Origin of the sequence: Brevibacterium daeguense, from assembly GCF_021729135.1 — a bacterium.
Taxonomy (GTDB): domain Bacteria; phylum Actinomycetota; class Actinomycetes; order Actinomycetales; family Brevibacteriaceae; genus Brevibacterium; species Brevibacterium daeguense.
Genome location: NZ_JAJTWW010000003.1, coordinates 1 through 23,103 on the forward strand (window position 1 = coordinate 1; position 23,103 = coordinate 23,103).

Here is a 23,103-nt window from a genome sequence, read left to right on the forward strand (position 1 = left end):
CGTCCGGTCCGCAGGGACCGGACGACCCTTTCGCAATTCGAAGAACTCATGAGGATATAGACTGACGAACGCACGTCACCCCTCACCACCGAGCCACACCAAGGAGCACAGCAGTGTCGGACACCATTCATCTCGACGGAGCCGATCACCCGTTCGAGGAGGGGATGACCGGCGCTGACGTCTTCGCTGACCGGCCTGAAGTGATCGCCATCGAGCTCAACGGAGAGCCGGCGGACCTCGATCGGCAGCTGGCGGCCGGCGATGCCGTGTCGGCGATCACGCTGCAGGACCAGGCGGGGCTCGACATCCTGCGCCACTCGACCGGCCACGTCGTCGCGCAGGCCGTGCAGGAGCTGTTCCCGGGCACCAAGCTCGGGATCGGGCCCTACATCACCGACGGCTTCTACTTCGACTTCAAGGTGGCGGAGCCGTTCACCCCGGACGACCTCAAGGCCATCGAGAAGAAGGCCCAGCGGATCGTCAAGGAGGGGCAGACTTTCCACCGGGTAGTGGTCTCCGATGACGAGGCCCGGGAGCGCATGGGAGCTGAGCCCTTCAAACTCGAGCTCATCTCAGACAAGGGCAGCGCCGGTGATGACGCCGAGGCCTCCGTCGAGGTCGGGGCCGGTGAGCTCACTGTCTACGAGAACCGCAATCGCAAGGGCGACGTTGTCTGGCAGGACCTGTGCCGGGGCCCCCATCTGCCGAGCACCAAGCTGATCGGCAACGGCTTCGCCGTGACCAAGTCTTCAGCCGCGTACTGGCGCGGCGACCAGGCGCGGGACACCCTGCAGCGGGTGTACGGCACCGCGTGGGCGACCAAGGACGATCTCAAGGCCTACCAGCACCGCCTGGCCGAGGCGGAGAAGCGCGACCACCGCAAGCTCGGCATCGAACTGGATCTCTTCTCCTTCCCGGACGAGATCGGCTCAGGCCTGCCGGTGTTCCATCCCAAGGGCGGGATCGTCAAGCGGGAGATGGAGGACTACGTCCGGCAGCGGCATGTGGAGGAGGGCTTCGAGTACGTCGGGACTCCCCACATCTCGAAGGAGGGCCTCTTCCACACCTCGGGCCACCTTCCCTACTACGCCGACACGATGTTCCCGCCGATGAATGTCGATGAGGTCGTCGACGCCGACGGCGAGGTCGTCAAGCAGGGCATGCCGTACTACCTCAAGGCGATGAACTGCCCGATGCACAACCTCATCTACCGCTCGCGGGGGCGTTCGTACCGAGAGCTGCCGATGCGCCTGTTCGAGTTCGGACATGTCTACCGGTACGAGAAGTCGGGTGTCATCCACGGGCTGACCCGGGTTCGCGGGTTCGCGCAGGATGACTCCCACTCCTACGTCACCGAGGAGCAGGCGCCGGCCGAGATCCGGCACCTGCTCAACTTCATCCTCGATCTGCTGCGCGACTTCGGTCTCGACGACTTCTACCTCGAGCTGTCGACGCGTGATGACAGCGACAAGTTCATCGGCTCCGAAGAGCAGTGGGAGAAGGCCACCGCCGTGCTCGCCGAGGTGTGCGCCGAGACCGGGCTCGAGCTCGTCCCCGATCCGGGCGGCGCCGCCTACTACGGGCCCAAGGTCTCCGTGCAGGCCCGGGACGCGATCGGCCGGACCTGGCAGATGTCGACGATCCAGTACGACTTCAACCAGCCGGAGAGGTTCGGGCTCGAGTACCAGGCCGCCGACGGCTCTCGGAAGCAGCCGGTGATGATCCACTCCGCCAAGTTCGGCTCCATCGAACGCTTCATGGGTGTGCTCGTGGAGCACTACGCGGGTGCATTCCCGGTGTGGCTTGCACCGGTCCAGGTGGTGGGAGTGCCCGTCGCGGAGCCCTTCGTGCCCTATCTCCGGGAGATCGCCGATCAGCTGCGCACCGCCGGAGTCCGGGTCGAGATCGACGACTCCGATGAGCGGATGCCGAAGAAGATCCGCACCGCCACCAAGCAGAAGGTGCCCTTCATCCTGATCGCCGGCGGGGAGGATCAGGACGCCGGCGCGGTGTCCTTCCGCTACCGTGACGGACGGCAGGAGAACGGAGTGCCGATCGCCGAGGCGATCTCCAAGATCACCGAGGCGATTGCGGCGAAGGCTCAGGTGTGAGCGTGCACGAGATCCCCGAGCCGGAGTCCGCTGCCGGTTTTCCGGGCGAGCCGGACGGCCTGCAGCGGCTGTGGACTCCGCACCGGATGGTCTACATCGGGGGAGAGGACAGGCCGAAGGACGCCTCCGCGGCCGAGTGCCCGTTCTGCGCCGCTCCCCAGAAGACGGATGAGGAGGGCCTCATCGTCGCGCGCGGCGAGAAGGTCTACGCCGTTCTCAACCTCTACCCCTACAACCCGGGCCACCTGCTGATCTGCCCCTATCGGCACGTCGCCGACTTCACCGACCTGACTCTGGAGGAGGTGTCGGAGCTGTCCGCGTTCACCAAGCAGGCGATGCGCGTCGTGCGGGCAGTCTCGAACGCCGACGGCTTCAACATCGGCATGAACCAGGGCGCTGTCGCAGGCGCCGGCATCGCCGCCCACCTGCACCAGCACGTCGTGCCCCGCTGGAGCGGAGACGCCAACTTCCTGCCGATCATCGCCCGCACGAAGGCGCTGCCACAGGTCCACGGGCAGATTCAGGAGCTCTACTCCGAGGCCTGGAAGACCGAATGAGGCACGCGGAACGCCGCAGGGCCTCAGAGGTCCTCGCTGAGATGGCTGTCCCTTCCGCCCCTGACGCTGCTTTCGAGCGCGGCCGGGGGCGGCGCTGAGTCATGCTCAACAGCATCGCCCGGGTTGCATTCACCCGCCTGTTCACGCCGCTGGGCAGATTTCTGCTGCGCCTCGGCCTGACCCCTGATGCCGTCACCGTCATCGGCACGCTGGGAGTGTGTGCCGGCGCACTGATCGGCTATCCGCTCGGTCACCTGTTCTGGGGAACCGTCGTCATCACCTTCTTCGTGTTCGGCGACATGCTCGACGGGATCATGGCCCGCCTGATCGGGCGGAAGTCGACCTGGGGAGCATTCCTCGACTCGACTCTCGACCGAGTCGCCGATTCGGCGGTGTTCGTCGGCCTGGCCCTCTGGTACTTCCTGGGCGCCGATGATCCCCTCACCGCCCTGCTGGCGCTCGGCTGCCTGGTCACAGGATCGATCGTGTCCTATGTCCGCGCCCGGGCCGAAGGACTCGGGGTCCACGCGGAGGGGGGCATCGCCGAGCGTGCCGATCGCCTGCTCGTGACCTTGGTCGTCACGGGCCTGGTCGGACTCGGAGTCCCCGACATCGCCCTCACGATAGCGCTGGCCGCGCTGGTGGTGGCATGCTGTGTCACGATCGCCCAGCGCGTCGTCGCCGTCTATCGCCAGCTCAGAGCGCAGGAGGAACTGTGAAGGTCAGAACAGCGGCGCGGGTCGTCCTGCTGAACGGCTCGGGCGAGGTGTTCCTGCTGCATGCCCGGGACCTGCACGACGAATCCCGGCATTGGTGGCTGACCTGCGGCGGGGGAGCCGAGCTGGGAGAGACCCCGCAGCAGACGGCAGCCCGCGAACTCGCAGAGGAGACCGGCCTGGTGTGCGAGCCGGACGAGCTGCTCGGCCCGCTTGCGACCAGGCGCGCGGTCATGGAATTCACGGAGAAGACCCTGCACCAGGACGAGGTGTACTTCGGACTGGTGTCGGAGGACGAGTTCGACCTGGCCGACGCCGTCTGGACCGAGGTCGAGAAGCGCTCGATCGTCGAAGGCCGGTGGTGGTCGAAGGACGACATCCTCGCGACCGATGCCACCGTCTATCCCCGGAGTCTGCCGCTGCTGATGGACATCGTCTGGTCCGGACGAGTGCCGGAGACTCCGCTCGAGCTCGACTGATATCGCTAGACTGGTCCTCTGTACTCGGAACCGATTCGACAGGAGCGTGACGTGGCAGGCCACTCCAAATGGGCCACAACCAAGCACAAGAAGGCGGCCATCGACGCCAAGCGGGGCAAGCTGTTCGCCAAGCTCGTCAAGAACATCGAGGTCGCCGCGCGCAACGGCGGCGCCGATGTCGACGGCAACCCCACGCTGTACGACGCGATCCAGAAGGCCAAGAAGTCCTCGGTGCCCAACGACAACATCGATCGCGCCGTCAAGCGCGGCGCCGGACTCGACGGCGGGGGAGTGGACTATCAGACGATCATGTACGAGGGCTACGGCCCGGGCGGTGTCGCCCTGCTGATCGAATGCCTCACCGACAACAGGAACCGCGCTGCCTCCGAGGTGCGTGTCGCCGTCACCCGCAATGGCGGCTCGATGGCCGATCCCGGCTCGGTGATGTACAACTTCGGCATGAAGGGCGTCGTCGAAGTGCCCGCGGAGGGGACCGATGAGGACGCGGTTCTGGAAGCCACTCTCGACGCCGGTGCCGAGGAGGTCAAGGACAACGGCCCATCCCTCGAAGTGATCTCCGAGCCCACCGACCTGGTCGAGGTGCGGACTGCCCTGCAGGAGGCCGGCATCGACTACGACAGCGCCGAAACGTCCTACGTGCCCAATCTCGAGGTTCCTCTCGATGCTGATACCGCGCGCAAGGTCTTCTCCCTCATCGACGCCCTCGAAGACCTTGACGACGTGCAGAACGTGTACTCGAATGCCGACGTCACCGACGAGGTGCTCGCACAGCTCGACGAGGGCTGATGCGCATCCTCGGCGTCGACCCCGGTCTCACGAGGTGCGGTCTCGGAGTCATCGATTCCGGTCCGGCACGGACCGCCTCGCTGGTCGCGGTGGATGTGCTCCGCACGCCCTCTGCCGACTCCGTCGACGTCCGCCTCGGGGCGCTCGCCGAGGCGTTCGACCAGTGGCTCGACACCTATCGCCCCGATGTCGTCAGCATCGAGCGGGTCTTCGCCCGCAACGATGTCTCGACCATCATGGGCACCGCGCAGGTCTCGGGCCTGACGATGGGACTGGCCGCGCGGCGGGGGCTGCCCGTGGCGATGCACACCCCATCGGAGGTCAAGGCAGCGGTCACCGGCAGCGGACGCGCCGACAAGAAGCAGATGACCCACATGGTCACCCGCATCCTCCGCCTCCAGTCCCCGCCGAAGCCGGCTGACGCCGCCGACGCGCTGGCCCTGGCCATCTGCCACCTGTGGCGCGGTGCCGGAGCGGCCACTTCCACCCCGGGTCCGAGCAAGGACCTGCTGGCGAGGCAGGCGACGACCCGCCAGGGGTCGGGGCTCACCCGGGCCCAGCAGCAATGGGCGGCGGCCCTGCGCGGCGCTCGGAAGTGACGAACCCAGCGGCCGAGCGTGCAGTCGCAGTCGTGGGCGACGCGGCCGTGAGGGCGCGGCCGCAGTCGCGCCGACACCGCCGTGAGTGCGCGGCCGCAAGCGCGCGGAAGTCGGGACCGAGGGGGCGAGCGGGTCGGCAGCGACGGCGGGACTCGCCGAACCGGATGCGGACACGGATGAGTGTCTGCGGGTCCGGCTAGGATGCTATTAGTACATTCGTTCCCACAGGAGCAGTTCCCACAGGAGTTCGTGTGATCACCCTTCTCTCCGGCCGCGTGCACAGTGCGCGCGCGGACAGCCTTGTCGTCATCACCGGCGGGATCGGCCGCAAGGTCTTCGTCACCCCTGCCGCTGCGGCCGAAGCGCGGTCGGGACAGGACGTCGAGCTCCACACCGTGCTCGTGGTCCGGGAGGATTCGCTCACGCTCTACGGCTTCGCCTCCGAGGACGAGCGGGATCTGTTCGAGACTCTTCAGACGATCTCGGGAATCGGTCCGCGGCTGGCGCTCGCCGTGCTCAGCGTCCTCACTCCTGGTGAGCTGCGCAGTGCAGTCGCCGGCAATGACCAGGCCGTGCTGACCCGGGTGCCGGGAGTGGGCAAGAAGGTTGCCGCCCGCCTGATGCTCGAACTCGCCGGCAAGCTCGACAGCATTCCCGCTCCTGCCGACAGCACCTCGGCCGCGCCGGCGCAGCGGTCCGCCGCGACAGTTCAGGTCGTCGAGGCGCTCACCGGTCTGGGCTGGCGTGAGGCCCAGGCCGAACGCGCAGTCGAGGACACGTTGGAGCAGCTGGAGGACCCGAGTGTGCCCGAACTCCTCAAGGCCACGCTGCGCGGTCTGGGGGCCCGCACATGACAGAGCGCAGCTTCGAGGTCGAGTTCGGGTCGGACGAGCCCACCGGTGCAGAGCTGGAGCGGCTCACCCGCTCGACCGCCGACGACGTCGAGCGTGCGGCCGAAGCCGCGCTGCGTCCCAAGGGCCTGGCGGATTTCGTCGGCCAGCCGCAGGTCCGGGAGCAGCTCTCACTGGTGCTCGACGCAGCCGCGGCACGCAACCGCGCGCCGGACCACGTGCTGCTGTCCGGACCACCGGGACTCGGGAAGACGACGCTGGCGATGATCATCGCCCATGAGATGAACAGCCAGATCCGCGTCACTTCCGGTCCGGCCGTCCAGCACGCCGGGGATCTGGCTGCGATCCTGTCTTCACTGGAGGACGGTGAGGTTCTCTTCATCGACGAGATCCATCGGATGGCTCGGGCTGCGGAGGAGATGCTCTATCTGGCGATGGAGGACTACCGCGTGGACGTCATCGTCGGGAAGGGCCCCGGCGCGACCGCGATTCCGCTCGAGCTGCCGCCCTTCACCCTGGTCGGGGCGACCACGCGATCCGGACTGCTGCCGGCGCCCCTGCGCGATCGCTTCGGCTTCACGGGCCACCTCGACTTCTATTCGATCGAGGATCTGCAGATCGTGCTCCGCCGGTCCGTCAGGATGCTCGGCATGGAGGCCACCGAAACGGGCCTCCGAGAGATCGCCGGACGTTCGCGCGGCACACCCCGCATCGCGAACCGACTGCTGCGCCGGGTCAGGGACTGGGCACAGGTCCGCGGCAGCGGGATCGTCGACCTGACCGCGGCACGGGCGGCGCTGGAAGTGTACGAAGTCGACGAGAAGGGGCTCGACCGCCTCGACCGCTCCGTGCTCGAGATGCTGTGCCGCCGTTTCAACGGCGGCCCGGTCGGTCTCAACACCCTGGCCGTCTCTGTCGCGGAGGAGCCCGAGACCGTCGAGGAGGTCGCCGAACCGTTCCTCGTCCGCGAGGGCCTGATGTCGCGCACACCGCGCGGGCGCATCGCCACCCGGGACGCATGGCTGCACCTCGGACTGACGCCGGTCGACGAGGACCGCGGCCTGTTCTGACTGCGACCGCCCTCCCGCCCGGAGTCGGATGGGTGCGATTGGGATGATCAGGAATCGCGACTACACTGGGCTAGCGGTCCCCTCATCGGTGGGCCCCGTACACGCTCGCAGCGCGAAAGGCTGGCTCTCTCAGTGGACATCATTCTTCTCGTCGCACTCGGTGCGCTCCTGATCTTCTTCATGTTCAATTCGCGGAAGAAGCAGAAGGCCCGGATGCAGGAGATCTCGGACAACCTCGTGCCCGGTGCCAAGGTCATGACCAGCTTCGGTGTGTACGGCACCGTGCTCGCGGTCGACCAGGAGAACCTTGAGGTCACCCTGGAGAGCGGACCCGGCACTGTGCTGCGAGTGCACCGGCAGGCGATCGGACAGATCCAGACACCAGCGGTCGAATCGGCGGCGGAGCTCACCGATCCCGCCCTGGGCACCGGCGTCGACCCGATCACCGGCACCGAACCGGTCGTGGATCGCGCTGATCCGGTCGACGACGGCGCTGTGCCGGAGGCAGATCGCAGTGAGCCGCTGGTTGACGAGAGCGACGAGGGCCGGATCACCGACGCGGAGCTGGACGCGATCAACGAGGCCAGACGCGCGCAGGATGCCGACGGCGGCGGAGCTGAGGCGGCGTCGGCCGAGGGGCCGGCTGACTCCGAGGACCCGTCAACCCGGGATGACAAGCGCTGAGTAGGCCCTTCATCTTCTGATTCGAACTGGAAGTCAATCTGTGTCAGCACCCGTGAACAAACCACGCCCGGGACTGCGCTTCACCTGGCTGGGGATCCTCACGGCCTTTCTGGTGGCGCTGATCGCCGGCGGGACGATCTGGTCCTCCGCGACGTGGGCGCCCAAGCTCGCCCTCGATCTCGAGGGGGGCACCTCGATCATCCTCGAACCTCAGGTCGAGGACGCCGCGATCACCCAGGAGCAGCTGCAGCAGGCGGTTGCGATCATCCGCCAGCGCGTGGATGCCACCGGTGTCTCCGAAGCGGAGATCACCACGCAGGGCAACCGCAACATCGTGGTGAACCTGCCCGGCAACCCCGACGAGGAGACCCGCGATCTGGTGCGCTCCTCGGCGCAGCTGACCTTCCGGCGTGTGGCAGCCGTGTCGGGTCCTGAACCGCAGTCGGAGCAGGAGCCCACGCAGGAGGAGACTCCCGCCGGCCCGGAGCTGTCGGAAGAGGACCAGCAACGGCTCGATGAGCTGCTGGGCGGCGGCGACGAAGCGCCGCCGGCGGAACAGCCTCCCGCGGACGGCGAGGCGCCGCCGGCGGGTCAGGCCCCTGCAGGCGATGACCCTGCCCAAGGGGGAGAGGACGCCGCGAACGCGGGCGGCGCTGTTGCAGGTCCGACGGTTCCGGGCCCGGCCGGTCAGAACGGCGAGCAGCAGCAGGAGGACGCCGAGGCGCCGGCTGAGGACGGCGAGGCGCCGGCTGAGGACGGCGAGGCGCCCGCCGAAGACGCGTCGGAGACGGAGACCTTCCCGCGCTTCGATCCGATGACCGACATGTCCTGGATGACCGAAGAGCTCATCACCGCATTCGCCGAGCTCGACTGCACGGATCCGGAGAACCGGACCGGTGGCGATTCCGGTCCCGACGACGAGCCGATCGTGGCCTGTGCCCAGGACGGTTCGGCGAAGTTCGTGCTCGGACCGGTCGAGCTCGACGGCTCGCACGTCACGGACGCCAGCTTCGGCTACGAGATGTCCTCGACGGGCACGCAGACCAACAACATGGCAGTCACACTGGAGTTCGACGACTACGGCGCAGACGTGTTCGGCCAGATCACCGGTGCGATCACCGGTCAGCAGCCTCCGTACAACCAGTTCGCGATCGTGCTCGACGGTCTGGTGCTCTCGGCTCCGCAGTCGCAGACACCGGTGACCGACGGCAAGGCGCAGATCACCGGTGATTTCACGCAGGAAGAGGCCGAGACGCTGGCCAACCAGCTCAAGAACGGCGCACTTCCGATCAGCTTCCAGGTGCAGAGCGAGCAGCAGATCTCGCCGACCCTCGGCTCCGACTACCTCGCGATGGGCCTTCTCGCGGGCGGCATCGGTCTGCTCCTGGTGGTGGTCTACTCGCTGATCCAGTACCGGGCGCTGGGCCTGGTCACCGTCTCCGGTCTCCTCGTCGTCGGGGTGCTGACGTATCTGCTGCTGCTGCTGGTGTCGTGGCGCTACGGCTACCGGCTGTCCCTGGCCGGCGTCGCCGGCATCATCATCGGCATCGGAATGGCCGCGGACTCCAACATCGTGTACTTCGAGCGCGTGCGCGACGAGCTGCGCTCCGGACGGAAGCTGGTATCCGCGGTGGAGATCGGCTGGCAGCGAGCTCGGCGCACGATCTTCGCCTCGAAGGCAGTGAATATGCTCGCCGCTGTCATCCTTTACGTCCTTGCCGTCGGCAGCGTTCGCGGATTCGCGTTCACGCTCGGCCTGACGGTGATCGTCGACCTCCTGATGATCGTGCTGTTCGTGCATCCCATGCTCCAGGTTCTCGCCCGCACCCGGTTCTTCGGCCACGGGCACCCGATGTCGGGGATGGACCCGAGGCAGCTCGGAGTCAAACCCGAGGCATACCGGGGAGCTCTCGGGCTCGATCTGGAGAAGGCCAAGGAGAAGTCGGCCAAGCGCGGATCCTTCAAGGAGGCGAAGAAGCGGCAGGCGGTCGCGGAGCGCAGATCGGCGGCCCAGTCGGGCACTTCGATCGCCGAGCGCAAGGCTGCGCGAACCGCAGCGGGAAGCACCTCCACGGCGGTGCTCGAAGTCGACGATGCTCTCGACTCGGAGAGCGTCCCCGGGAACAGCGAATCCGGTAACAGCGCAGCGGCGACCGACGGTCCATCATCGGACGTCGCGGGAGCCGAGCACGGCGGGGTTCGCTCGTCCGGGGACCATGAGGAGCGGGAGCTGTCGCTTGCGGAGCGCAAGGCCCGCCGCAGGAGAGGGCAGCAGCAGACGGAGACCGGGGGAGTGGACGAGTCGTGAAGAGGTTCTTTTCCTGGGGAAATGACCTGCACAGCGGGAAGACATCGATCCCGTTCGTCGGCAGGGCCAAGCTGTGGCTGCTCATCGCCGGTGGTTTCGTCATCGTCTCCCTGCTGATTCCTGTGTTCAACGGCTTCAACCTCGGAATCGCATTCACCGGCGGGTCGGAGTTCCAGGTCACGAACACCGAGGACGTCAGCAAGAGCACCGGTGTCGAGGCAGTCACAGAAGTCGTCCCGACAGCGGAGCCGTCGGTGGTGCCGACATCGGACACCTCGGTGCGGGTCTCCACAGCCCAGCTCACGGATGAGCAGATGCAGCTGGTCCGCGAGGCGCTCATCGGTGCCTACGGAGTGTCGAACGAGGACGTGACGTCGACGTTCATCGGGCCGACCTGGGGCCAGGACGTCACGGAGAAGATGCTGCGCGCGCTGGTGATCTTCGTGGCGATCGCCATGGTCGTGATGGCGCTCTACTTCAGAACCTGGAAGATGTCGCTGGCCGCCATCGTCGGGCTGTTCGTCGTGATGATCGTGACGATGGGCATCTACGCGGCGACGGGCTTCGAGGTGACGCCGGAGGCGATCATCGGATTCCTCACAGTGTTGAGCTTCTCGCTCTACGACACGGTGGTGGTCTTCGACAAGATTCGGGAGAACACGGAGAACTTCCAGGAGAATCGGCGCATGAAGTTCTCCGAACTCGTCAACCTCGGCATCAACCAGACGGTGGTGCGATCGATCAACACCTCGATCATCTCGGTGCTTCCGATCGCCGCGATCCTCTTCATCGCCGTCTTCCTGCTCGGAGCGGGCACGCTGCTGGACATCTCGCTGGCACTCTTCGTCGGCACGATCGTCGCCGCGGTTTCGACGCTGTTCGTCGCTTCACCCATGTACGCGCTGCTGCGCGGCCGCGAGCCCGACGTGCAGGAGCAGGAGGCCGCCGTCGAGGAGTATCGCTCCAGCCACGGGCTGCCCGATCGCGCCCCGGTGCTGTTCGAAGAGTTCGAGCCCGGGAAGGTCTGACCGGCGAGTACGATGGTCTGACCGAGCAGAGGGGGAAGGAGATCCGCCATGGCGCAATCGGTCGATGACACCGCCGGACCGGCGAAGAAGTCCCGCGGTTTCTCTCGCCTGGCCTGGTGGACCGCGCGGAGTCAGCAGACACCGCAGTATCCGAAGACGCTCGCACCCCTGCTGCAGGCCGTCGAGCACAATCACCCGAAGGCGGACGTCGACGTCATCCTCCGCGCGTACCGCGTGGCGGAGAAGGCGCATCAGGGGCAGATGCGCAAGAGCGGCGACCCGTACATCACGCATCCCGTCGCCGTGGCGACGATCCTCGCCGAGATCGGCATGACGCCGACCACGCTGGCCGCAGCGCTGCTTCACGACACCGTCGAGGACACCGAATACGGGCTGGAACAGCTCCGCTCCGAGTTCGGCGACGAGATCGCCCAGATGGTCGATGGGGTCACCAAGCTCGACAAGATCGAATACGGAGCCGCCGCCCAGTCGGAGACCGTGCGCAAGATGATCGTGGCGATGTCGCGCGACATCCGGGTGCTCGTCATCAAACTCGCCGATCGGCTCCACAATGCGCGGACATGGAAGTACGTTCCTCCCGCCTCGAGCCGCAAGAAGGCGACCGAGACGCTGGAGATCTTCGCGCCGCTGGCTCACCGCCTCGGCATGAACACCATCAAGTGGGAGCTGGAGGATCTGTCCTTCCAGGTGCTCTATCCCAAGGTGTACTCCGAGATCGTCCGGCTGGTCGCTGAGCGGGCGCCCGAGCGGGAGAAGTATCTCGCGATCGTTTCGAAGGAGCTCGCCGAAGGTCTCAAGGAATCGAAGATCGACTACACGATCTCCGGACGGCCGAAGCACTACTACTCGATCTACCAGAAGATGGTCGTGCGCGGCCATGACTTCGCCGAGATCTACGACCTGGTCGGCGTCCGGGTGCTCGTGGAGACGGTCCGGGAATGCTATGCCGTGCTCGGGCTCGTGCACGCGCGGTGGTCGCCGGTCCCGGGCCGGTTCAAGGATTACATCGCAATGCCGAAGTTCAACATGTACCAGAGCCTGCACACCACTGTGATCGGGCCGTACGGCAAGCCCGTGGAGATCCAGATCCGCACCCACGAGATGCATCGGCGGGCGGAGTTCGGCGTCGCCGCGCACTGGAAGTACAAGGACCAGCGGAAGGTCGACCCGGCCGCCATCAACGCCGCCGGAGGCAGGATGGCCAAGGTCGCCGACTCCGGTGCGGTCGACCAGGTGGCATGGCTGCGGCAGCTGCTCGACTGGCAGCGCGAGACCGCCGATCCGGACGAGTTCCTCGACAATCTGAGGTTCGAGGTCAACTCGAAAGAGGTCTACGTCTTCACGCCGAAGGGCGACATCATCTCGCTTCCGGCCGGATCCACGCCCGTCGACTTCGCCTATGCGGTCCACACGGAAGTCGGGCACAAGACGATGGGCGCCCGCGTCAACGGCCGGCTCCTCGCCCTGGACTCGAAGCTGGAGAACGGCGACGTCGTGGAGATCTTCACCTCCAAGGACGAGAACGCCGGTCCGAGTCGTGATTGGCTGGCGTTCGTCACCAGCCCACGGGCGCGGAACAAGATCCGCCAGTGGTTCTCGAAGGAGCGCCGGGAGGAGGCGATCGAGAGCGGCCGGGACCAGCTGGCTCGAGCGATGCGCAGGCACCAGCTGCCGGCAGAGAAGCTCATGAGTCAGCATGCGCTCGTGGTCGTCGCCAACGAGCAGCAGCTGCCGGACGTGTCCGCGCTCTATGCGGCGATCGGCAACGGCAACATCTCCGCGGCGCATGTCGTGGACCTGCTGGCCAAGGAGGTGGGCCGCGACGACGAGGTCGAGGAGGTCCTCACCCCGACCAATCGCCGCGGCTCATCGCGCGGGCACCATTCCTCGACGGACGGGGTCCGTGTCAAGGGCGCGGACGACATCCTCGTCAAGCTCGCTCGATGTTGCACGCCTGTCCCCGGTGATGAGATCGTCGGGTTCGTGACTCGTGGGACGGGCGTCTCGGTTCACCGCTCGGACTGCGCGAACGTGGAGAACCTACGCCGAGAGCCGGACCGCATGGTCGATGTCGAATGGGCGGCCAACACCTCCGGGGTGTACCTCGTCCAGATCCAAGTCGAGGCACTGGACCGTTCCGGCCTGCTCTCCGACCTGACGCGGGTGCTGTCGGAGAATCACGTCAACATCCTCTCGGCATCCGTTGCGACCTCCAAAGCGCGGGTTGCACAGTCGCGCTTCGTGTTCGAGATGGGCGACGCCAGCCACCTTGACACCGTGCTGTCTGCGGCGCGCAAAGTCGAAGGCGTGTTCGACGCTTACCGGATCACCGGCGGCTGACCGGCCCATCCGGTGGTGGCCTGCTGCTCGATCGCCGACGGCTGATCGGGCTCGCCCGTGGTGGCCACTCCGATCACCGGCGACCGACCCGGCCGACTGGCAACGGCTCACCCGATCGTCGGCGGCTGTCGCTGCGGTGCGATCGCCGCCGCGGCGAGGCTGCGAAGGCATCTCAGGTGGGGCCGCCGGTACTGTGCTTCCAGGTACGAACAGAAGTTCTCCTTCTCTCGATCCGAGACCTGTGCAAGGATCCGGTGGAGCTGCTTCACCGCGACCGACTGATCCCCGAAGGTCTCGTGAATGAGCAGGGTCAGGTCGTAGAGCGTCCGATTGGGCGCAGTGACCGCCAGACCGGCGACGCACGCGAGATCAGGCCCTTCGACCCAGCGCTCATAGGTGATCCACGGCTGGGCTGCGCTGCGCAGCCGCCGCCGTCTGCGCGTGGTGTACTCGGGCGTCGTGGGCCCCGTGCCGACACCCCACCAGATCCAGTGCGCCGAGTGATGAGACGCGACCAGACCGGTCTGCCGGGGAGCTCCCAGGGCCCGGGCCCGCAGTTCCGCGTCGACCCGAGTGCCGACCGGCACCCAGCAGCTGTGGCTGAGCCTGAAGACCAGCCCGTCGAGCGTCAGGTCCATCAGCTCGGCGTAGCTCAGCGGTTCCCCGACGCGCAGGAGATCATCCATGATCCCATGCTCCCCGGGCGGGTGGCTCGCCGACAACGTCTGCCCGCGACCTGTGGACAGCACCACGACGGCTGCGCCGTTCCCTGTGGACGACGCAGCCGTCGACTACTCCCGCGAGCCCAATTCGCTCGCGCGGAAGCCGGACCCGCTCATGAGAGCTCCGCGGCAGTCTTCGACAGCTGCTCGTACCATGCACGGCGAGCGTCCAGGGCCGCCTGCGCCTTCTCGATCGCAGCGGCGTTCCCGCCCGCCTGCGCCGCCGCGAGCTTCGATTCGAGCTCGGCGATCGCATCCTCCAGCTGCGCCAGGGCGCCCGAGGTGCGGGCCCGGGTCTCCGGGTTCGTCCGGTCCCACTCGGCCGCCTCCGCCTCGGCAAGTGCCCGCTCGACTGCGCGCAGTCCGCCTTCCATCCGGGACACGTCGGCGCGCGGCACCTTGCCCGCGGCCTCCCATTCGTCCTGGATAGCTCGCAGCTTGTCCTTCGTCGCCTGGATATCGGTCACCGGCAGCAGGGCCTGAGCGCGCTTGAGCAGCTCCTCCTTGGCAGCGAGGTTCTCGCTGTACTCGGCATCGATGGCATCGTTGGCGTGGTTGCGGGCGGCGAAGAAGACATCCTGTGCGGCACGGAATCGAGCCCACAGCGCATCGTCCTCGCGCCGGCCGGCGCGCGGGGCCGCCTTCCACCGGTCCATCAGCTCGCGGTACTTCTGCGAGGTCCCGCGCCAGTCCGTCGACTCGGAGAGCGCCTCGGCCTCGGTGACGAGCTCCTCCTTAATCCGCTTGCCCTCGGCATTGCGCTTGTCGAGATCAGAGAAGAACTCCCGACGTCGCTTGTCGAAGATGTTGCGCGCCTTGGAGAATCGACCCCACAGCTCCTGATCCTGCGAACGCGGCAGCCGGGGTGAGGTCGACTGGATCTGCTTCCATTCGCCGAAGAGGTCATTGAGCCGAGCACCCGACTGCTTCCACTGCATCCGCGCCGGATCGGTTGCGGCGATCGCCTCGGCCTCCTCGACGACTGCGGTTCGGGCGGCGAGCCCGGCGGACTTGGCGGCCTCGCGCTCCTTCGCCTGCTCCGCGGCTCGCTCGGCGGCGCTGCCCTCGATCTCGCGCAGCTTCGCCTCGACGGCCGACAGGTCACCCACTGCCTTGGCCTCGCCCAGGGCCTCGCGCTGGCTGACAGCGGATGCCCGGATCGAGTCTCCCGAGGCGCCGGCGGTGAGCCGCTCCTGCAGGAGAGCTGCGGCATCCACGACTTCGAGGTACTTGCGCGCGAAGTACTCCAGCGCCTGCTCGGCGGTCGCGTCCGGGTACTGGCCGACGGGCCGCTCGCCGGCATCGGTGCGGACGTACACCGTCGAGTCCTCGGCGACGCGTCCGAATGACACGGCCTCGGCGATCTCCGCGCTGCGATCCTGCGGAGGCACAGGCGCCGGTGCCGCGGTCTTCGTCCCGGCCAGTTTCGCCGGGGAGGGTGCGCCGGCTCCGGCCGGCGGGCGTGGAACCGGCTTCGGTTTCGGCGTGGGCTGGTTCTGGGCTGCGTCGTCGGTCATTTCCGTACCTTGTCGTTGCGTCGGTCGAATCACGTGTGATCACTCGACGATGGGTTGAACGTCACCAGCATAGCGAGCACAGCCGTCGGGCACCGTGAGGCGGCGGAGGAGGACGCTCACGGATACCGGAGGAGGACGCTCACGGATACCGGAGGAGGACGCTCACGGATACCGGAGGAGGACGCTCACGGATACCGGAGGAGGCGCCTCACGGATCCCGGAGCCGGGGTCGCGCCGGTACTGCGCGGGCGCGCAGGGTCGGTCGCGCACCGGGCGTTAGACTGACCGCCATGGAGATCACCGGAGTCCGCGCAGAGCTGCTCGAGGTCAACTGCTACGCGGTCGCGGCCGAGTCCGTGCCCGGGCACGGGACGGATTCCGACGTCGGCGGCGAGCGTGAGTGCATCCTGGTCGACGCCGGATTCGACTGCGCGCCGGACCTGGAGCGGACGCTCCGGGAGTTCGGCTGGCGGCCCGTCGCGGTGCTGCTCACCCACGGTCATCCGGACCATATCCTCGGTCTGCCGAACCTGCTGGCCGCCTTCGACCTCGAGGTGTACATCGGGGCCCCCGACCTCTACCGTCTGCAGGATCCGGCAGCAACGGTCTCCGCGCAGCTGGCGGCGCTGGTCGGACCGCTCGCCGACGGCTGGCAGGCCCCCGCCGCGACGGTCGTCGACGGCACGGAGTCCCTGAGACTCGCCGGGCTCACGATCACCCCGCAGCCGGCGCCCGGGCACACCGAGGGCTCGACCCTGTGGCGGGTGAGGGATCCCGCCGGAGAGGGCGATGCCGCCGAGGTGCTGTTCACCGGTGACGTGCTGTTCGCCGGCTCCATCGGCCGCACCGACCTCGCGGGCGGGGACGCGGCGGCCATGCAGCGGACGCTCGAGCACCTGAAGACGCTGCCCGACACCCCGGTGCTGCCCGGACATGGCCCCGCGAGTCGCATCTCCCATGAGCTGCGCACCAACCCGTTCCTCTGACTCCTCCGGCGCGCGCGCCCACGACCATCCGGCACTCCGCGTCGCGGCCACTCAGCGCCTCAGCGCCGCCGAGAATCACCTGACCAGCCAGCAGTCGCTGAAGACCATCCAGCAGTCGCTGAAGACCATCCAGCAGTCTCTGAAGGAGAGCACCACCCATGGCACAAGCCGCACGTCTGTCGGGATTTCCCGAATGGCTGCCCGCAGATCGAATCGTCGAGGAGCGGGTCATCGATCTGCTCAAGCACACGTTCGAGCTCAACGGCTTTGCGGCGCTGCACACGCGCGCGGTCGAGCCGATCGCCGCGCTCGCCAAGGAAGGCGAGATCGACAAGGAGGTGTTCGCGGTCTCCCGCCTCCACGAGGAGCCCGGGGACGCGAAGACCCCACTCGGCCTGCACTTCGACCTGACCGTGCCGTTCGCCCGGTACGTGGTCGAGAACGCCGGCCACCTGGCGTTCCCGTTCAAGCGCTACCAGATCCAGCCGGTCTGGCGCGGCGAACGCCCGCAGGACGGCCGCTACCGCGAATTCATCCAGGCCGACATCGACATCGTCGCCGAGGACACGCTTCCGGACCACTTCGAGGTCGAAGTCCCGCTCGTGATGGCGCAGGCATTCGGCGAACTCGCCGAGCTGGGGGTGCCGCCGGTGCGGATCCTGGCGAACAACCGCCGACTTCTCGAAGGCTTCACCCGCGGACTCGGCCTCGAGGACGTCACCCCGGTGCTGCGCTGCATCGACAAGCTCGACAAGATCGGTCCGGACAGGGTCGGTGAGCTCCTCGCCGCCGAAGCCGGGGCCGATGCCGCCCAGCAGCGGCTGCTGCTCGACCTGGCGGCGATCGAGAGCACCACCGGGGAGTTCGCCGAGGCGGTCACCGCGCTCGGAATCACTGATCCGCTCCTCGACGAGGGCCTCGAATCGCTCACCCGGCTGCTCGATGCCGCCAATCGTCAGCAGCCCGGCATCGTCGTCGCCCAGCTCAAGATCGCCCGCGGCCTCGACTACTACACCGGCTCCGTCTACGAGACGCAGCTCGTCGGCCACGAGTCCATCGGCTCGGTCGCCTCCGGCGGCCGCTACGACGCCCTGGCGACCACCGGTAAGAAGACTTACCCCGGGGTCGGCATGTCGATCGGGGTATCGCGCCTGATGTCGCGCCTCGTGGGCAGGAATCGGATGGTGCAGGCCAGTCGCTCGGTGCCCTCGGCAGTGCTCGTCGCCGTGAGCGACGAATCTCACCGGGACGATGCGGCAGCGGTGGCCAACCTGCTCCGGCGGCGCGGCATTCCCGTCGATGTCTCCCCGTCGGCCAGCAAGTTCGGCAAGCAGATCAAGTACGCCGACCGCCGGGGCATCCCGTTCGTCTGGTTCCTCGACGGCGAGACCGGCCATGAAGTCAAGGACATCCGCTCCGGAGAGCAGATCAGCGCGGACCCGGAACTGTGGGCTCCGCCCGTCGAGGATCTGTGGCCGTCGGTGAGCAAGGTCACCGCAGCGGACTGAGCTCTATTCCATCGCGCGCAGGGGACCCGCAGGGCGCGGCTCCGGGTCGGGCGCCAGCGAGCCGTCGGGCGCGATGTGGTCGAAGATCTCGCTGACCATCGTGACCACGTGCGGGTCGTCGACCATGTAGAAGATCCTGCGGCCCTCGCGGCGGGACGACACCAGGCCCGCCAGCCGGAGCTTCGCCAAGTGCTGCGAGACCGCCTGCACACTGGCGCCCGACGCCTCGGCGAGGCCGGTGACATCCGACTCCTCGTGGACGAGGAACCACACGATGAGCAGCCGAGTGGACGAGGACAGCATGCGGAAGGTCTCCGCCGCCACCTCGATCTGCGCGGTCGTCGGAGTCTCGATTCCCGAGGGAGTGGTGTCCACAATCGTCCTTTCCGGCCCGTGAGCAGGTCCCGGTCCGTCGGCTCATCCGAGCTGCTGAGCGTTCCGGACTCGAACCGCCCAACGTCTATCATTGACGGCAGGCGTACGGCCCATTCAACCCTAAGGAGCTACCTGAAGTGCTGAGAACCCACGAGGCGGGCACCCTGCGTGTCTCGGACATCGATTCCACCGTCACCCTCACCGGCTGGGTGGACCGTCGACGAGACCATGGCGGAGTCGCCTTCATCGACCTGCGCGACGCCTCGGGGATCGTCCAGGTCGTCGTCCGCGAACAGGACGCCGATCTGCTGCGCAACGAGACCGTGGTGAAGATCGCCGGCACGGTCGCGGCCCGGCCGGAGGGCAACACCAATCCCAGTCTGCCGACCGGCGAGATCGAGATCGTCGACACCGAGGTCGAGGTGCTGGCACCTGCGGCGCCGCTGCCGTTCCAGGTGTCCGACCACGCCGAGGACTCCGGCGTGGTCGGTGAGGAGGTGCGCCTGAAGTACCGCTACCTCGATCTGCGCCGCTCGGGTCCCGCCGCGGCGCTGCGCCTGCGCTCGGAGGTCAACCGAGCTGCTCGCTCGGTGCTGGAGGACCACCGGTTCATCGAGATCGAGACGCCGACGCTGACCCGCTCGACGCCGGAGGGCGCACGCGACTTCCTGGTCCCGGCTCGGCTGCGGCCGGGCAGCTGGTACGCGCTGCCGCAGTCGCCCCAGCTGTTCAAGCAGCTGCTGCAGGTGGCGGGCATGGAACGCTACTACCAGATCGCCCGGTGCTACCGCGACGAGGACTTCCGCGCCGACCGGCAGCCGGAGTTCACGCAGCTCGACATCGAAGCCTCGTTCGTGGAGCAGGACGACGTGATCGCGCTGGCCGAGGAGATCCTGGCTGCGCTGTGGAAGCTCATCGGCCACGAGCTCGACCAGCCGATCCCGCGCATCACCTACCACGAGGCGATGGAGCGCTACGGCACGGACAAGCCCGACCTGCGCTTCGAGATCGAGCTCACCGAGCTCACCGAGTACTTCGCCGACACCCCCTTCCGCGTGTTCCAGGCCCCGTACGTCGGCGCCGTGGTCTACCCCGGCGGCGGTTCGCTTCCGCGCCGCCAGCTCGACGGCTGGCAGGAGTGGGCCAAGCAGCGCGGCGCGAAGGGGCTGGCCTACGTCCTGATCCAGGAAGACGGCACGCTGACCGGTCCGGTGGCCAAGAACATCTCCGATGCGGAGAAGGCCGGCCTGGCCGAGAAGGTCGGCGCCCGACCCGGGGACGCGGTGTTCTTCGCCGCCGACAAGCCCGGGGCTGCGCGCGGTCTGCTGGGCGCAGCCCGTAAGGAGATCGCAGTCCGCGAGGGCCTGATCGACGAGTCGGCGTGGTCGTTCGTGTGGGTGGTCGACGCGCCCCTGTTCGAATCCGCGGAAGAGGCGGCCGCCGCCGGTGAGGTGGCGGTCGGCGCCGGCTCCTGGGCCGCCGTCCACCACGCCTTCACCGCACCGAAGCCGGAGTTCCTCGACACCTTCGACACCGATCCCGGCTCCGCCCTCGCCTACGCGTACGACATCGTCTGCAACGGCAACGAGATCGGCGGCGGCTCGATCCGCATCCACCGCCCGGACGTGCAGGAGCGGGTCTTCAAGGTCATGGGCATCAGCGAGGAGGACGCGCGCGAGAAGTTCGGATTCCTGCTCGACGCCTTCAGCTACGGTGCGCCGCCGCATGGCGGCATCGCCTTCGGGTGGGACCGGATCGTGTCCCTGCTGGCGGGCGCGGACTCGATCCGCGAGGTCATCGCCTTCCCCAAGACCGGCGGCGGCTACGATCCGCTGACCGATGCGCCGGCACCGATCACCGAGCAGCAGCGCGCCGAGGCCGGAGTCGACTACACGCCCGAGGACGAGGACTGATTGCGGTTCTGCTCTGATGTCTGATCTGTTCTCGGCGGCGACCGGCCCGGGGGAGCCCGGCCCGGTCGCCGGCTCCGCGCTCGACCCGCTCGCCGTGCGGATGCGGCCGCGCACGATCGAGGAGATCGTCGGCCAGGACCACCTGACCTTCCCCGGCTCCCCGCTGCATCAGCTCGTCACCGCACAGGCCGGCGACAAGGCCGGGGCGAGCTCGATCATCCTGTGGGGCCCACCGGGGGTGGGCAAGACGACGATCGCGCACGTGGTCTCCCATGCCGAGGACCGTCGGTTCGTCGAGCTGTCGGCGATCACCGCCGGGGTCAAGGATGTGCGCCGGGTCATCGAGGATGCGCGCAACGACCGCGATCTCTACGGCCGCACCACAGTCCTGTTCCTCGATGAGATCCACCGGTTCTCCAAGGCCCAGCAGGATGCGCTGCTGCCCGCAGTGGAGAACCGGCTGGTCGTCCTCATCGCCGCCACCACGGAGAACCCCTCGTTCTCCGTGATCGCCCCGCTCGTCTCCCGGTCGCTGGTGCTCTCGCTCAGGCCGCTGGCCGATGACGACATCCGGATGCTGCTGGAGCGAGCGGTGCACGCGGATCGAGGACTGGCAGACACGTTCGAGCTCTCGGCGGAGGCCCGCGACTACATCGTCGCGGTCGCCGCTGGAGACGCCCGCCGCTCGCTCACAGTGCTCGAGGCCGCGGCCGCCAGCGCCAAGGCCACGTCGGCAGCCGCCGAGGCGCCGGTCATCACCGCCGAGCACGCCGCCGACGCTGCCGATCAGGCTGTCGTCCGCTACGACCGCAACGGCGACCAGCACTACGACGTGGTGTCGGCGTTCATCAAGTCCATCCGCGGCTCTGACCCGGATGCGGCCGTGCACTACCTCGCCCGCATGATCGAGGCAGGGGAGGACCCCCGCTTCATCTGCCGGCGGGTCGTGATCTCGGCGGCCGAGGACATCGGCATGGCCGACCCGCAGGCGCTGCAGCTGGCGGTGGCCACGCAGACCGCCGTCGAGCGGATCGGAATGCCGGAGGGTCGCATCCCGCTCGCGCAGGCGGTCGTCTACCTGGCGTGCGCCCCGAAGTCGAACGCCTCCTACAACGCGATCAACCAGGCGCTCGCCGACGTCAGGGCCGGCAAGTCGGGGGAGGTGCCGATGCACCTGCGGGATGCCCACTACCCGGGAGCGAAGGCCCTCGGTCACGGTGCCGGCTACAGGTATGCCCATGACTATCCGCACGGCGTGGCCGGTCAGCAGTATCTGCCCGATCCGCTCGTCGGCACGCGCTACTACGAGCCCACCGCCAACGGCGCCGAGCACGGGATGGCCGAGCGGCTGGCGGTGCTGCGGCGGATTCTCGACCAGCGCTGAGCAGGTTCGATCTCGGAGGAAAACCGAGGCGATCCTGGAGGAGCAGCGAGGCGACATCGGAGGAGCAGTGAGGCGCCGCAGGCGCCGATTTTGCGCCGGGGACCGTCCTCCCATAGACTTGTGTGTCGCTGTGCCTGCTCATAAAGGCGGTCGGCCGAGGACGTGCTCGCGTCCTTGAGCCCTCTTTCCCATCCGGGGAAACAGCTGTTCCGGACACGGACGAGCGCTCGCCTGCGGGGGAGCTCCGGCCGGGACAGAAGAATCGAACCGAAAGGTTGCACCGCTGATGACCGCTCCCGCACGGGATCGCCGCCAGGTCCGCCTGTCGCGCGCACTGGGTCTGCCCCTGACCCCCAAAGCAGAGAAGTACTTCGAACGCCGCCCGTACCCGCCGGGCGAGCACGGCCGCGCTCGCCGTCGCAATGACAGCGACTACTCGGTCCGACTCAAGGAGAAGCAGCGCCTGCGCGCGCAGTACGGCATCCGCGAGGCCCAGATGCTCAAGGCCTACAAGGAGGCCAAGCGGCTTCCCGGTCTGACCGGTGAGAACCTGGTCGAGCTCCTCGAGATGCGCCTGGACGCCCTCGTCCTCCGCTCCGGCTTCGCCCGCACCATCGCCCAGGCCCGCCAGTTCGTGGTGCACCGCCACATCATGGTCGACGGTCAGCGCGTGGACCGTCCGTCCTTCCGCGTCAAGGAGGGCCAGATGATCCACGTGCACCAGAAGTCGGCGCAGATGGATCCCTTCCAGGTCTCCGCGCTCGGCGCTCATCGTGACGTGCTGCCGGCCACCCCGGGCTACCTCAAGGTGGATCTGGAGGCTCTGCAGGCAACGCTGCTGCGTCGGCCCAAGCGCGAGGAAGTCCCGGTCACCTGTGACGTTCAGCTCGTGGTCGAGCACTACTCGCGCTGATCCGCTCCCGGAGCCGATCGATGTGCACACGCGCTGATCGGCTCTCGCCGACGCGATGGGCGCGCAGATCTGCTCTGCGGCATCCGCCCGGATCCTGATGGATCCGGGCGGTTCGCCATTCACTACGGGGTCGTGCGCGCAGAGGTCCACCGAGAGCCGCCCGGCTGTGCCGAACCGGCCGATCCACTACACTTGCGTGGGGCGCAGACCGCTG

20 protein-coding genes are annotated in these 23,103 nt (G+C 67.8%); 17 read left to right on the forward strand and 3 right to left on the reverse strand.

Annotation, left to right across the window (positions count from 1 at the left end; all coding sequences use genetic code 11):
- The first annotated feature begins 164 nt into the window (after positions 1–164).
- The 12 genes from thrS (at position 165) to LXN01_RS03720 (ending at position 13,571) form a co-directional block, all read left to right on the forward strand.
- Positions 165–2,111 carry a threonine--tRNA ligase gene (gene thrS / locus LXN01_RS03665; protein ID WP_272902191.1) on the forward strand — a complete coding sequence of 649 codons (1,947 nt, stop codon included), beginning with the start codon at positions 165–167 and terminating at the stop codon, positions 2,109–2,111.
- Positions 2,112–2,113: 2 nt separating this feature from the next.
- The gene (locus LXN01_RS03670; RefSeq protein ID WP_236863220.1) at positions 2,114–2,668 is read left to right on the forward strand and encodes an HIT family protein; all 555 of its coding nucleotides are present in this window, start codon (positions 2,114–2,116) and stop codon (positions 2,666–2,668) included.
- 101 nt (positions 2,669–2,769) lie between these two features.
- Positions 2,770–3,387: a phosphatidylinositol phosphate synthase gene (pgsA, locus tag LXN01_RS03675; protein ID WP_236863221.1), complete on the forward strand. Its 618-nt coding sequence runs from the start codon at positions 2,770–2,772 to the stop codon at positions 3,385–3,387.
- Positions 3,384–3,863 (forward strand): NUDIX hydrolase, encoded by a 480-nt coding sequence (locus tag LXN01_RS03680; protein WP_236863222.1) that lies wholly within the window; start codon positions 3,384–3,386, stop codon positions 3,861–3,863. Before pgsA ends, LXN01_RS03680 begins: the two co-directional genes overlap by 4 nt.
- 51 nt (positions 3,864–3,914) lie before the next feature.
- Positions 3,915–4,670 carry a YebC/PmpR family DNA-binding transcriptional regulator gene (locus LXN01_RS03685; RefSeq protein WP_236863223.1) on the forward strand — a complete coding sequence of 252 codons (756 nt, stop codon included), beginning with the start codon at positions 3,915–3,917 and terminating at the stop codon, positions 4,668–4,670.
- Complete coding sequence (gene ruvC / locus LXN01_RS03690; protein WP_236863224.1) at positions 4,670–5,269, forward strand: crossover junction endodeoxyribonuclease RuvC; 600 nt, start codon at positions 4,670–4,672, stop codon at positions 5,267–5,269. Before LXN01_RS03685 ends, ruvC begins: the two co-directional genes overlap by 1 nt.
- A 251-nt stretch (positions 5,270–5,520) precedes the next feature.
- Complete coding sequence (ruvA, locus tag LXN01_RS03695; RefSeq protein ID WP_236863225.1) at positions 5,521–6,123, forward strand: Holliday junction branch migration protein RuvA; 603 nt, start codon at positions 5,521–5,523, stop codon at positions 6,121–6,123.
- A complete protein-coding gene (gene ruvB, locus LXN01_RS03700) occupies positions 6,120–7,190 on the forward strand; it encodes a Holliday junction branch migration DNA helicase RuvB (RefSeq protein WP_236863226.1) in 1,071 nt (356 codons plus the stop codon). The genes ruvA and ruvB overlap by 4 nt, the downstream gene beginning before the upstream one ends.
- A 132-nt stretch (positions 7,191–7,322) precedes the next feature.
- On the forward strand, positions 7,323–7,874 hold the full coding sequence (gene yajC, locus LXN01_RS03705) for a preprotein translocase subunit YajC (RefSeq protein ID WP_236863227.1): 552 nt from the start codon (positions 7,323–7,325) through the stop codon (positions 7,872–7,874).
- Between the two features lie 52 nt (positions 7,875–7,926).
- Positions 7,927–10,182, forward strand: a complete 2,256-nt coding sequence (gene secD / locus LXN01_RS03710; RefSeq protein ID WP_236863228.1) for a protein translocase subunit SecD — start codon at positions 7,927–7,929, stop codon at positions 10,180–10,182.
- Positions 10,179–11,210 (forward strand): protein translocase subunit SecF, encoded by a 1,032-nt coding sequence (gene secF / locus LXN01_RS03715; protein ID WP_236863229.1) that lies wholly within the window; start codon positions 10,179–10,181, stop codon positions 11,208–11,210. Before secD ends, secF begins: the two co-directional genes overlap by 4 nt.
- A 48-nt stretch (positions 11,211–11,258) precedes the next feature.
- Positions 11,259–13,571, forward strand: a complete 2,313-nt coding sequence (locus tag LXN01_RS03720) for a RelA/SpoT family protein (protein ID WP_236863230.1) — start codon at positions 11,259–11,261, stop codon at positions 13,569–13,571.
- 107 nt (positions 13,572–13,678) lie between these two features.
- On the opposite strand, the gene LXN01_RS03725 is transcribed toward LXN01_RS03720, so the two are convergent.
- Positions 13,679–14,257: a hypothetical protein gene (locus tag LXN01_RS03725; RefSeq protein ID WP_236863231.1), complete on the reverse strand. Its 579-nt coding sequence runs from the start codon at positions 14,255–14,257 to the stop codon at positions 13,679–13,681.
- 149 nt (positions 14,258–14,406) lie between these two features.
- Complete coding sequence (locus LXN01_RS03730; RefSeq protein WP_236863232.1) at positions 14,407–15,810, reverse strand: DUF349 domain-containing protein; 1,404 nt, start codon at positions 15,808–15,810, stop codon at positions 14,407–14,409.
- A 290-nt stretch (positions 15,811–16,100) separates the two neighbouring features.
- Between LXN01_RS03730 and LXN01_RS03735 the strand changes: the two genes are divergently transcribed.
- Entirely contained in the window at positions 16,101–16,796 is a 696-nt protein-coding gene (locus LXN01_RS03735) for an MBL fold metallo-hydrolase (RefSeq protein ID WP_236863233.1), read from the forward strand.
- Positions 16,797–16,954: 158 nt separating this feature from the next.
- Positions 16,955–18,304 (forward strand): histidine--tRNA ligase, encoded by a 1,350-nt coding sequence (gene hisS, locus LXN01_RS03740; RefSeq protein ID WP_236863234.1) that lies wholly within the window; start codon positions 16,955–16,957, stop codon positions 18,302–18,304.
- 3 nt (positions 18,305–18,307) lie between these two features.
- On the opposite strand, the gene LXN01_RS03745 is transcribed toward hisS, so the two are convergent.
- On the reverse strand, positions 18,308–18,679 hold the full coding sequence (locus LXN01_RS03745; protein ID WP_236863235.1) for an ArsR/SmtB family transcription factor: 372 nt from the start codon (positions 18,677–18,679) through the stop codon (positions 18,308–18,310).
- Positions 18,680–18,816: 137 nt separating this feature from the next.
- Between LXN01_RS03745 and aspS the strand changes: the two genes are divergently transcribed.
- The 3 genes from aspS to rpsD all read left to right on the forward strand — a co-directional run bounded on the left by aspS (position 18,817) and on the right by rpsD (position 22,889).
- Positions 18,817–20,592: an aspartate--tRNA ligase gene (aspS, locus tag LXN01_RS03750; protein ID WP_236863236.1), complete on the forward strand. Its 1,776-nt coding sequence runs from the start codon at positions 18,817–18,819 to the stop codon at positions 20,590–20,592.
- Between the two features lie 16 nt (positions 20,593–20,608).
- Positions 20,609–21,976 carry a replication-associated recombination protein A gene (locus LXN01_RS03755; RefSeq protein WP_236863237.1) on the forward strand — a complete coding sequence of 456 codons (1,368 nt, stop codon included), beginning with the start codon at positions 20,609–20,611 and terminating at the stop codon, positions 21,974–21,976.
- A gap of 286 nt (positions 21,977–22,262) precedes the next feature.
- Complete coding sequence (rpsD, locus tag LXN01_RS03760; protein WP_236863238.1) at positions 22,263–22,889, forward strand: 30S ribosomal protein S4; 627 nt, start codon at positions 22,263–22,265, stop codon at positions 22,887–22,889.
- Positions 22,890–23,103 lie beyond the last annotated feature (214 nt).

Coding starts and splice junctions, on each gene's coding strand:
- thrS (WP_272902191.1), top strand. CDS start 165: ATGACCGGCGCTGACGTCTTCGCTGACCGGCCTGAAGTGATCGCCATC.
- pgsA (WP_236863221.1), top strand. CDS start 2,770: ATGCTCAACAGCATCGCCCGGGTTGCATTCACCCGCCTGTTCACGCCG.
- ruvC (WP_236863224.1), top strand. CDS start 4,670: ATGCGCATCCTCGGCGTCGACCCCGGTCTCACGAGGTGCGGTCTCGGA.
- ruvB (WP_236863226.1), top strand. CDS start 6,120: ATGACAGAGCGCAGCTTCGAGGTCGAGTTCGGGTCGGACGAGCCCACC.
- LXN01_RS03720 (WP_236863230.1), top strand. CDS start 11,259: ATGGCGCAATCGGTCGATGACACCGCCGGACCGGCGAAGAAGTCCCGC.
- LXN01_RS03725 (WP_236863231.1), bottom strand. CDS start 14,257: ATGGATGATCTCCTGCGCGTCGGGGAACCGCTGAGCTACGCCGAGCTG.
- LXN01_RS03730 (WP_236863232.1), bottom strand. CDS start 15,810: ATGACCGACGACGCAGCCCAGAACCAGCCCACGCCGAAACCGAAGCCG.
- LXN01_RS03735 (WP_236863233.1), top strand. CDS start 16,101: ATGGAGATCACCGGAGTCCGCGCAGAGCTGCTCGAGGTCAACTGCTAC.
- hisS (WP_236863234.1), top strand. CDS start 16,955: ATGGCACAAGCCGCACGTCTGTCGGGATTTCCCGAATGGCTGCCCGCA.
- LXN01_RS03755 (WP_236863237.1), top strand. CDS start 20,609: ATGTCTGATCTGTTCTCGGCGGCGACCGGCCCGGGGGAGCCCGGCCCG.
- rpsD (WP_236863238.1), top strand. CDS start 22,263: ATGACCGCTCCCGCACGGGATCGCCGCCAGGTCCGCCTGTCGCGCGCA.